The 10755-nt window shown below is 58.2% G+C and carries 7 protein-coding genes and 1 tRNA gene; 6 read left to right on the top strand and 2 right to left on the bottom strand.

What is annotated here, in order from left to right; all coding sequences use genetic code 11:
- Positions 1-35: 35 nt before the first annotated feature.
- Complete coding sequence (locus B3Y70_RS01100) at positions 36-1298, bottom strand: 6-phosphofructokinase (RefSeq protein WP_273030637.1); 1263 nt, start codon at positions 1296-1298, stop codon at positions 36-38.
- Between the two features lie 144 nt (positions 1299-1442).
- Here B3Y70_RS01100 and mpl point away from each other — a divergent pair, with 144 nt between their 5' ends.
- From mpl to B3Y70_RS01080, 4 genes are all read left to right on the top strand, one after another.
- The gene (gene mpl / locus B3Y70_RS01095; protein WP_286894653.1) at positions 1443-2837 is read left to right on the top strand and encodes a UDP-N-acetylmuramate:L-alanyl-gamma-D-glutamyl-meso-diaminopimelate ligase; all 1395 of its coding nucleotides are present in this window, start codon (positions 1443-1445) and stop codon (positions 2835-2837) included.
- On the top strand, positions 2830-3453 hold the full coding sequence (locus B3Y70_RS01090; protein WP_286894651.1) for a flavin prenyltransferase UbiX: 624 nt from the start codon (positions 2830-2832) through the stop codon (positions 3451-3453). The genes mpl and B3Y70_RS01090 overlap by 8 nt, the downstream gene beginning before the upstream one ends.
- Before the next feature lie 122 nt (positions 3454-3575).
- On the top strand, positions 3576-4715 hold the full coding sequence (locus B3Y70_RS01085; RefSeq protein ID WP_011785859.1) for an acyl-CoA dehydrogenase family protein: 1140 nt from the start codon (positions 3576-3578) through the stop codon (positions 4713-4715).
- 146 nt (positions 4716-4861) lie between these two features.
- On the top strand, positions 4862-6796 hold the full coding sequence (locus B3Y70_RS01080; protein WP_273030644.1) for a hypothetical protein: 1935 nt from the start codon (positions 4862-4864) through the stop codon (positions 6794-6796).
- A gap of 149 nt (positions 6797-6945) precedes the next feature.
- Here B3Y70_RS01080 and B3Y70_RS01075 read toward each other — a convergent pair.
- Positions 6946-7032 (bottom strand) — tRNA-Leu (locus B3Y70_RS01075).
- Positions 7033-7306: 274 nt separating this feature from the next.
- Here B3Y70_RS01075 and rnr point away from each other — a divergent pair.
- Together rnr and rlmB are read left to right on the top strand one after the other, a co-directional pair.
- Positions 7307-9754 carry a ribonuclease R gene (gene rnr / locus B3Y70_RS01070; RefSeq protein ID WP_286894648.1) on the top strand — a complete coding sequence of 816 codons (2448 nt, stop codon included), beginning with the start codon at positions 7307-7309 and terminating at the stop codon, positions 9752-9754.
- Positions 9755-9779: 25 nt separating this feature from the next.
- On the top strand, positions 9780-10517 hold the full coding sequence (gene rlmB, locus B3Y70_RS01065; protein WP_011785850.1) for a 23S rRNA (guanosine(2251)-2'-O)-methyltransferase RlmB: 738 nt from the start codon (positions 9780-9782) through the stop codon (positions 10515-10517).
- The last annotated feature ends 238 nt before the right edge of the window (positions 10518-10755 follow it).

Raw genomic sequence — 10755 nt, 5'->3', positions numbered from 1 at the left:
AACCTATTTCAGGACTAGACAACTGCAGGGACGGATCAGAGTTCGAACTCGGTCCGCAGTTTCTTCTCCACCAGCTGGTTCTTCAGCTTGGCAACCCTGGGCAGACCGTCGTCAAACGGCGGGAAGCTTTCGCCGGCGATCAGCGGCTGCAGGTAATCCCGGCAATCCTGAGTGATGCCAAAGCCGTTGTCTGTGATGTAATGGATCGGCATTTTCTTTTCCTGGTTGGCGACCTCGCTGAGGTTGGCCTCGCCGATTGACCAGCGATAAGGCTTGGCCTGATCCCGCACGATGGTGGGCATCAGAGCCTGTTTGCCTGCCAGGGCCATTTCCACCGCAGCCTTGCCAACCGCGTAAGCCTGCTCCACATCAGTGGCCGAGGCAATGTGCCTGGCTGCACGCTGCAGATAGTCTGCCACTGCCCAGTGGTATTTGTGGCCCAGGGCTTGTTTCAACATATTGGCCAGGGCCGGTGCAACACCACCAAGCTGGGTATGGCCGAAGGCATCCTTGGCGCCGGCATCGGCAACGAAGCGGCCGTCTTCGTATTGGGCGCCTTCAGACGCCACCACCACGCAGTAACCGTAATCCCTCACGCACTGATCCACTCGCTCCAGGAACTTCTCCCGGTTGAAGGGAATTTCCGGGAACAGGATGACGTGAGGCGGCTCGCCTTCGCTCTGTCCGGCCAGTCCGCCAGCGGCAGCAATCCAGCCGGCGTGGCGACCCATCACTTCCAGAATGAAGACCTTGGTGGAGGTTTCACACATGGATTTGATATCCAGGCTGGCTTCGAGGGTGGATGTGGCAATGTACTTGGCCACGGAACCAAAGCCGGGACAGCAGTCGGTGAAGGGCAGGTCGTTATCGACGGTCTTGGGCACGCCGATGCAGGTGATCGGGTAACCCATGCGGTCGGCCAGCTGGGAGACCTTGTAGGCGGTATCCTGGGAATCGCCACCGCCGTTGTAGAAGAAGTAACCGATGTCGTGGGCCCGGAACACTTCAATCAGGCGCTCGTATTCGCGCTGGTTCTCGGAAATGTTCTTGAGCTTGTAGCGGCAGGAACCAAAAGCCCCGCCGGGCGTGTGGATGAGGGCCTGGATGGCGTCGTCAGATTCCAGACTGGTATCAATCAGCTCTTCTTTCAAAGCACCGATGATGCCGTTGCGGCCGGCATAGACCTTGCCGATCTGGTCCGGATGTTTGCGTGCGGTCTGGATAACACCGCAAGCACTGGCATTGATAACGGCGGTGACCCCGCCAGACTGGGCATAAAATGCGTTCTTGATAGCCATCTCGGGCTGAAGCCTCCTGCTGGTTCAACGATGGCGCAGATGATACGCCAAACACCGCGGTTTTTCATGAGCATATGCCGGCTCTTGACCGCGCAGAAAGTATGGTAGAGGCTTGGCAGGTTTCAAACCGGAGGCACAACCTTAATGCATATACATATTCTGGGCATTTGCGGCACGTTCATGGGCAGTCTGGCGGTGATCGCCCGGGAGCTGGGGCATAAGGTGACCGGTTCGGACCAGGGCGTTTACCCTCCCATGAGTACTCAGCTGGAGGCCCAGGGCATTGCGTTGACAGAAGGTTACCGGCCAGAGAACTTGGAGCCGAAACCGGATCTGGTGCTGATCGGAAATGCCATGTCCCGGGGTAACCCGGAAGTGGAAGCAGTGCTCAACCGGCGCATTGATTATATGTCTGGCCCTGAATGGCTTGCCCGGGAGGTCCTGCGCCACCGTTGGGTAATGGCCGTAGCCGGTACCCATGGCAAAACCACCACAACGGCCATGTTGCTGTGGATTCTCGACCAGGCCGGCTTTGATGCCGGTTACCTGATAGGCGGTGTGCCCCAGGACTTTCCGGTATCTGCCCGGCTGGGCAGCAGTGATTTCTTTGTGATCGAGGCGGATGAGTACGACAGCGCGTTCTTTGACAAGCGCTCCAAGTTCATCCACTACCGCCCGAATACCCTGATTCTGAATAACCTGGAATTCGACCACGCCGACATTTTCGAAAACGTGGAAGCCATCGAGCGTCAGTTCCACCACCTTGTGCGTACCGTACCGTCTCAGGGCCTGATCATTCGACCCGCTCTGGACAGCCACCTGGATAATGCCCTGGAGATGGGGTGCTGGAGCCCTGTGCAGGATACGGCCATCGGCAGCGAGATCAGCCGCACGGCGGACTGGCGGGCAGAGCTTCTGGCTGAGGACGGCAGCCGCTTCATGGTCATCCACCATGAGCAGCCGGTGGCGACCCTGAAATGGAACCTGACCGGCTTGCACAATGTGCGTAATGCCCTGTCGGCGATTGCCGCTGCCCGCCATGTGGGCGTTACGCCTGACCATGCGGTGGCGGCGCTGTGCCGGTTCTCCGGTGTTAAGCGCAGAATGGAACTGGTGGGCGAAATCGGCGGTGTGCGCGTATACGACGACTTTGCCCATCATCCAACCGCGATTGCGTCCACCCTGGAGGGGTTGCGCAACCGGGTGGGGGATGAGCCAATCCTGGCCATTATCGAACCCCGCTCCAATACCATGAAGCAGGGTGTGCACAAGCAGACGCTGATTCCGAGTGCCGCACTGGCAAATCGGGTGCTCTGGGGTAACCTCAGTGATATGGACTGGCTGCCGGAACTGGTGGACAGCTGGCGGGCGGAATACGGAGAGCTGGATCATCACAGGGTGGAGACTTCGGTGGAGCAACTGATTGAAAAGGCCCTGGAGGGGCTGCCAGAGACCTGTCACATCGTGATCATGAGTAATGGCGGCTTTGGCGGCATTCATCGGAAACTGGTGGCGGAACTGGAGAAGCGTCGTGGCTGAACAATCACCCGTGATTAATCTGGCGTTTACCGGCGCGTCTGGAGCTCAGTACGGGCTTCGTCTGTTGCAGTGCCTGGTAGCCAATGGTTGCCGTGTGAATGTGATGATCAGTAAGGCGGCCCAGGTGGTGATCGCGACTGAAACCGAGTTCCAGCTGCCGGGTTCTACGCCTGCCATGGCAGAGGCCTTGTCGGACTTCGCCGGTGCGCAGCCCGGTCAGGTGCAGGTCTTTGGCCGGGAGGAGTGGTTTTCTCCACCGGCTTCCGGTTCCGGCGAGAAGGCGCCGCTGGTGATATGCCCCTGCAGCACTGGTACGCTCTCGGCCCTGGCGACCGGGGCCAGCAATAACCTGATCGAGCGCGCCGGCGATGTGGCCCTGAAGGAGCGCCGCAAGCTGATTCTGGTGTTACGGGAGACGCCCTATTCTGAGGTGCACCTGGAAAACATGCTCAGGCTTACCCGCATGGGTGCGGTGATGATGCCGGCGAGCCCCGGGTTCTATCACAACCCGCAGTCGGTGGATGATCTGGTCGATTTCATGGTTGCCCGGATTCTCGACCACCTGGATTTTCCGCAGACTCTGGTACCCCGCTGGGGCGAGAAGAAAGCCGACTGACCCGTTCCGGGGCGATGGTTTTGGCCAAAGCGATTGATGGTTTTCACCATTGAGCGAAACCCCGCCCCGCCACAGACTTGCTGAACACAACGATAAACCAACCCGTTTACCGAGGTTCAGCAATGATTCCACGTACTCTTTTCGACGCCGATCTTGAAGGCTTCCGCGATTCCGTTCGCAAGTTTCTGGAGCAGGAAGCAGCTCCGTATCATGACCAATGGGAAAAAGATGGTCAGGTCAGCCGCGAGCTTTGGCAGAAAGCAGGTGAGCTGGGCTTCCTGTGCCCCATGCTGCCGGAAGAGTACGGCGGTGTGGGGGCCGATTTCCGTTACTCGGCGGTGATCATGGAAGAAATCTCCCGGGCCGGATTGTCCGGCATTGGCTGGGGGCTGCACTCCGATATCGTGGCGCCCTACATCCTGAACTACGGCTCGGAAGAGCAGAAGCAGAAGTATCTGCCGAAAATGGCTTCAGGTGAAATGATCACCGCCATCGCCATGACTGAACCGGGCGCGGGTTCCGACCTGCAAGGCGTAAAAACCACGGCGATTCGCCAGGGTGACCACTACATTCTGAATGGCTCGAAAACCTTTATCACCAACGGCCAGCTGGCGGATCTGGTGATTGTCGTTGCCAAGACCGACCCCAAAGAAGGTGCCAAGGGTACCAGCTTGTTGCTGGTCGAAACCGCCTGGGAGGGCTTTGAAAAAGGTCAGAACCTGAACAAGGTGGGGATGAAAGCTCAGGATACCTCCGAGCTGTTCTTCCAGGATGTGAAAGTACCGGCAGACAACCTGTTGGGCAGCATGGAAGGGCAGGGCTTCTTCCAGCTGATGCAGGAGTTGCCGGCGGAGCGCTTGCAGGTGGCCCTGACCGCCGTCGCCGCCGCCGAGGCCGCCTGGCAGTGGACCCTGGATTACGTGAAAGAGCGCAAGGCCTTCGGTAAACCCGTCATCGCTTTCCAGAACACCCGCTTCAAGCTGGCTGAACTGAAAGCCGAAATCACGGCCGCCCGTGTGTTCACTGACCGCTGCCTGGAGCTGCACCTCGACAAGAAACTGGATATCCCGACGGCGGCCATGCTCAAGCAGCACACCACCGACCTTCAATGCAAGGTGATGGACGAATGCGTTCAGCTGCACGGTGGCTACGGCTACATGTGGGAGTACCCGATTGCCCGGGCGTGGGCCGATTCGCGCGTGCAGCGGATCTACGCCGGCACCAACGAAATCATGAAAGAAATCGTGGCGCGGTCGTTCTGACGAATTGTCCCGATTTGCAGGCCCCGGCACATTCCGGGGCCTGGTCGTTACCAAACTTTACAATTTGCCAAGCCTGTCAAGGTCTCCCGGCGGCACATCTCCTAAAGTAGCGGCACAACCTCTAACAAGGATAAATGGTTGCCGCGATGAAACGTCTGATCAGTGTTACCGTTCCTCTGCTGTCACTTGCGATCGCCGGCTGTGGCGATGAATCCGATGACCTGCCGGTTGATGGCCGGGAGTTCGATGGTGTTACCTACAGTGAGCGAGCGCCCTACCAGGGGCGGGTAATCGACGGTTACCTCAACAATGCCCGGGTCTGGCTGGATCTTGACGACAATGGTCAGTACACCGCAGGGCCGGTGGAGATTGAGCTGGACAGCGGTAATACCCATATACTCGAGGACGGCGAGCCAACCGTGATGAGCGGTCCCGGCGGGCGGTTTTCCATGGACGTTTCCGCGCTGGATGTTCCGCCATCGATCGGCGCAAACCTGGACCCCAGGGATTATCCGCTTTATGCCCTCGCGATTCCCGGCCAGACCCTGGAGGAGCGCAGCTACGGCGATGAGGCGGTCAGTCGGGCGTTTTTGATGTCAGCGAGCCCCGGCGTCACCAATATTACCCCCCTGACTACGCTGGCCCGTTTCCGGAGCCTGGCCGGACAGTGGAATACTGAAAACCCGATTCCGGATAATCGGTTCGCTGATCTGGACGGTATCAACCTGTGGAAGGACTATATCCTTGCCAATGACGACCGCGCTCACGCCTATGCCCGGGGGTTGGCGCGGTTCATGGCTAGCCAGATTCCTGATGGCTACAACGATTACCTGGCAGGGAACGGCAGTGACGGCAGCGAGGCCAGCCTGTTACCGCGTGACGGGGTGTACCTGCTTGGCTATTCCGTGGTTCAGAACGTTGATGAGGTTATTGCGATTGTCGATGCCGCTGTATCCGGTGGCAACTACGGCAATGTGGATACCGATACGCTGGTACTGCCGGATGTTGATGTGGAAGTCAGCAATCCCAGGCTGCTGGTCAGCCAGCGGATTTCGGCACGGCCAACCCGATCAGACACATTGCCTACCAATACCTCGGATCTGGGCGCCTCGGCAGAATTGTCGTTTGAATACAGTGAAGGTGGCAGGCTGCTGGCTGTGTCCAGCCGGGGCTGCATGGGTATTTCGCTGCCTGAGATGGCCCGGTTGTTTCAGGCCGATGGCTATATGACCAACCTGAAGACTCAGTGGCTGCCATCTGCCGCCCTTTCACCCCAAAGTGCCATCTGGTACGACGAGGAGGGCGTGCACGAGCGCCTTGAGTTTGAGTGGGAGAATGGCGTGGCCAGTCTTGATACCGTCACTACGTGTCATGAGCAGACGCTCGGGGTAACGCCAGGGGGAACCGAGCTGGACGGTATTAGTGACATCAGCTGGGTTTGGGACGATCAGGCGGGAACCCTGGTGGAGTCTGTGCCCGATAGGGCTGACGACCGCGAACTGAAGGTTGAGTCGGCCAATTCTCCAGCGGAAGTCCTGGATGGCGAGCAGCCGCCACTGGATCTGGTGAGCGGGTATCAACTTACCGAGGGCGGTGGTCTGGAAGCAGCCGTTGAGTTTGCAGGTGGTGGAGCCTCCTGCGCGCCCCAGGGTGTTGCGCCTAACGATACCGAGCGCAACGGCCAGTATGCGACCCGGCTGTTTCCCTTCTCATTTACCAGTGACGTTGCCGCTTCCGATCTTTTCGGGGCTGGCGCCTATGAATACGATCTTGATGAGCGCAATGGCGTCTCTTTTGCCCGCTTGCTCCGGTTCCCGTTCCTGGATCGGGCGACCGCAAATAGGCCAGAAGTGGATTCTGCGAACGGGGCGTTCCAGTGGCAGCTGTTTTACGACGCACTGAACAGCGAAGAGCTGGATGTGCAGCGTCCGAACCTGCTCAAGACGGCGTATCTGGTCGATTTCGTCGCCACATCCGATTGCGGTGACGGTCCTCTCGACCGGCCGGGCCGGGCGTATGCCACAGTGGAGTACGAGTACCAGAGCCTCTCGGACTATCTGTTGGACAGGCTGTCGGAGTAAGGCGGTTTGCGGAAAGGGCGATGGATGTTCTGTCTGTCGTCCTTCCAGACAGCACAAAATGCTCGGCGTAAATACGGCGAGTTCGACGTCAGATGCTGCTGATTTTTTCGGGATTTTTAATTTCTTAGGCCATTTTCTGGGGAAGAAAATGGTGCCGAGGAGAGGACTTGAACCTCCACGGGGTTGCCCCCACTAGCACCTGAAGCTAGCGTGTCTACCAATTTCACCACCTCGGCAGGTGATTTGCAGATTCGCGTATAGTTTATTGAAAACCTAGCGTTTCTGCCAGTGGTGAGGAGTTGCCCCTCAACCGATGGCGCGTACTTTAATGATTCGTTCAGGTGCTGTCAAACATTTTTTTCAAAAAAAGTTTCGGCGGCAGAGTCTGACGATTTCAGGGTATTTGTGCCTATATTGGCGCCCTTGTTAGGCAGCATTCCCATCCCAACGTTATACTGCATCAAACATGAATGATGCCGCACGGTTTGCGGTGAGACAGAAAGGATCCGAATGGTTTCCAGGAAGAACAAACAAAGTGACCCTCATGCCCAGCGTGAGGCCCAGAAATATGACAACCCCATCCAGAGTCGGGAGTACATTCTCCAACATCTGAAAGAGCGGGGCGCGCCGGCCACGCACGAGACCCTGTGTCAGGAGCTCGGGCAGACGTCTGCGGAAGGAATTGAAGCGTTGCGCCGTCGTCTGATTGCGATGTGCCGTGATGGACAGTTGATCTGTAACCGCCGTGATGCGTTCCTGCCGATAGAGGAAGCGGATCTGGTCACCGGCCGTGTGGTTGGACATCGTGATGGTTTCGGGTTTCTGATCCCCGATGATGGTGGCTCCGACCTGTTTCTGACCGCCCGGCAGATGCGCCAGGTGTTCCACGGTGACCGGGTGGCCGCCCGGGTGGATCAGGTGGATGATCGCGGGCGCCGGGAAGGCAAGATTGTGGAAGTGCTGGAGCATCGCACCTCCCAGATCGTCGGTCGCTTCTTTAAAGAAAGCGGCATTGCTTTTGTGGTGCCGGAGAACGCCAGAATCAATCACGAGATACTGGTTCCGGATGAGCAGGCGGGTAAAGCGGTTCACGGCCAGTATGTAGTGGTGGAGATTATTCGTCAGCCGACGATTCGAACCCAGCCTACCGGCCAGGTCATTGAGATTCTGGGCGAGCACATGGCGCCGGGAATGGAAATAGATGTTGCCATTCGTTCCTACGAAATCCCCCATAGCTGGCCGCCCGCCGTAGGTGAGCAAGCAGCCTCGATTCCGGCGGAAGTGGCAGAGAAAGACAAGGCAAACCGGGTGGATATCCGCAACATGCGCCTGGTGACTATCGACGACGAGAGCGCCCGCGACTTCGATGATGCCATTTACTGCGAGCCTCGCCCCCGTGGCGGCTATCGGTTGGTGGTGGCCATCGCTGATGTGTCTCATTATGTCCGCCCGGGGTCGCCACTGGATGAAGAGGCCATTCAGCGCGGTAACTCGGTGTATTTCCCGGACCATGTGGTGCCCATGTTGCCGGAGAAACTCTCCAATGGCCTGTGTTCCCTGAACCCGGATGTCGACCGCCTGTGCATGGTGGCCGACATGACCATCAGTGCCGCCGGCAACATCAGCGGCTATACCTTCTATCAGGCCGTAATGCGCAGCCATGCCCGGCTGACCTACAACAAGGTCAGTGCCATGCTGGAGCATCCGGATACGGAGCAGGGCTACAAACTCAGCGCCCACTATGCGGATCTGCTGCCGCATCTGCACAACCTGTATGGCCTCTACAAGTTGTTGCGAAAGGCTCGCACCGAGCGTGGGGCCATTGATTTCGAGACCACGGAAACCAAGATTGTTTTCGATGCCCAGCGCAAGATTGAGGAAATTGTTCCGGTGCACCGGAACGATGCCCACAAGATTGTCGAAGAGTGCATGCTGTGCGCCAATGTGGCGACGGCCCGCTTCCTCAAGAAGCACAAGATTCCGGCGCTTTACCGGGTGCACGACGGGCCTTCGGAAGAGCGTTTGGGCAATCTCCGCTTGTTCCTGGGTGAGCTGGGATTGCAGCTGGGCGGCGGCGACAAGCCATCATCGGCGGATTACCAGGCCTTGCTGGGTCAGGTGGCCGACCGCCCGGATGCCAATGTCATCCAGATGGTGATGCTGCGCTCTCTGAGCCAGGCAGTGTACAGTCCTGAAGAAGCCGGGCATTTTGGTCTTGGCTTTGCCAGTTATACCCACTTCACCTCGCCAATTCGACGTTACCCGGACCTGATTGTGCATCGGGCCATCAAGTCCCGGATCCATAATCCCGAGGCGACCAAAGATCTGGTGTCCCCGAAGGTGCACGATCCCGAATTGGCTGAGTATCCCTACGATTATGCCCGTATGGAGCAGTTGGGTGAGCATTGCTCCATGACCGAACGCCGGGCCGACGATGCCACGCGGGATGTCATGGCCTGGCTCAAGTGCGAGTTCCTGCGCGATCACGTGGGCGAGGAGTACGATGGCATTATCGGCGCGGTGGTGCCGTTTGGCTTCTTTGTTGAGTTGTCCGATATCTACATCGAAGGTCTGGTACACGTGTCCACGCTCAGTGGTGACTACTTCCATCACGATGCCGTCAAGCATCGTCTGATTGGTGAGCGCACGGCCGTCAGCTTCCGGCTGGGTGACGAAGTGCGTGTCCGCGTGGTGCGTGTCGATCTGGAAGACCGCAAAATCGATCTTGAGCTGGTAAGTACCCCCAGGCGCCGGAAGGCAGACCGCGATGCGCTGGAAGTGTCCAAGCGCGAGCCGCGGGGCAAGGGCAAGGGTGGTCGCTCCGGTAAAGGGCAAAAATCCGGTAAGCCGGCCAGCGCCAAGGAAAAGCTGGCCGCAGAGGCTGCCCGGGAGGCCCGGTCCAAATCGGTCAAAGGTAAACCGTCAGGCTCGGGCCGTAAGCGCAAGAGTCGTAAATAACACGATACGCAGGAATTGATTGTCAGTGTCTCAGGAATATGTATTCGGCTGGCATGCCGTAGATGCCGTGCTGAAAAGAGAGCCGGAGCGGTTGCAAAGGGTCTGGATTCAGACCGGTCGTCAGGACAAGCGGGTGAAGTCGGTTACCGATGCCCTTGACGGTTTGGGGGTGCCCTGGAAAGTGGTGCACCGGAAAGAGTTGGATGAGAGGGTGTCCGGTGTCCACCAGGGTGTTGTTGCTGCCGTTGCGGAAAGCCGGGAGTGGACCGAGGATGATCTTCTTGCCCAGTTGGCCGCCAGTGACAAGCCGCCATTCCTGCTGGTGCTGGATGGCGTGACGGATCCCCATAATCTGGGTGCGTGCATGCGCACCGCCGATGCGGCGGGAGTGCAGGCCGTGATTGTGCCCAAGGATAAATCTGCCTCGTTGACGCCGGTTGCCCGAAAGGTCGCCTGTGGGGCGGCAGAAACGGTACCGTTTGTCCGGGTGACCAATCTCGCCCGTTTTCTAAGGGAGTTGAAGGACCAGGGCGTGTGGTTGATTGGTACGGCAGGTGAGGCGGATGCCACCTTGTATCAGGCTGATTTCAAGGGGCCGGTTGCTCTGGTGATGGGCGCCGAAGGTAAAGGCATGCGCCGTCTGACCCGTGAGCATTGTGACCAGTTGATCAACATTCCGATGCTCGGCCACGTCGACAGTCTGAATGTGTCGGTGGCGACCGGGGTCTGTCTGTATGAGGCGTTGCGCCAGCGCCTCGGTTAAACCTTGCACAAACAGGCCTGCGGGCCTAGAATACTTCACCCCTTTTTCAAGGGGTGGTTTTTTATTGCCTGTTACATGGCAATAATGAGCTCCGCTTTTGATCAAGCCTTTCTTGTAAGGCCTTATTGATAAAGCAAAAAAGAAACCGGCAGCAATTGCTGTCACCTCCTTGCTTTCACGCTCCGGCCACAACCACTGGTATGGCCGCCGGGAGAAGGAAGCTGTTTAAACCGTAGGG

Origin of the sequence: Marinobacter sp. UBA5687 (assembly GCF_002420325.1) — a bacterium.
Taxonomy (GTDB): Bacteria; Pseudomonadota; Gammaproteobacteria; order Pseudomonadales; family Oleiphilaceae; genus Marinobacter; species Marinobacter nauticus.
Note: the sequence above shows the minus strand (reverse complement) of the source record. Positions and strands in the feature narration are given on the sequence as shown.

Bases quoted from the DNA above. Each gene is read 5' to 3' on its own strand.
- mpl (WP_286894653.1), top strand. From the start codon at position 1,443: ATGCATATACATATTCTGGGCATTTGCGGCACGTTCATGGGCAGTCTG.
- rnr (WP_286894648.1), top strand. From the start codon at position 7,307: ATGGTTTCCAGGAAGAACAAACAAAGTGACCCTCATGCCCAGCGTGAG.
- B3Y70_RS01085 (WP_011785859.1), top strand. From the start codon at position 3,576: ATGATTCCACGTACTCTTTTCGACGCCGATCTTGAAGGCTTCCGCGAT.
- B3Y70_RS01080 (WP_273030644.1), top strand. From the start codon at position 4,862: ATGAAACGTCTGATCAGTGTTACCGTTCCTCTGCTGTCACTTGCGATC.
- B3Y70_RS01100 (WP_273030637.1), bottom strand. From the start codon at position 1,298: ATGGCTATCAAGAACGCATTTTATGCCCAGTCTGGCGGGGTCACCGCC.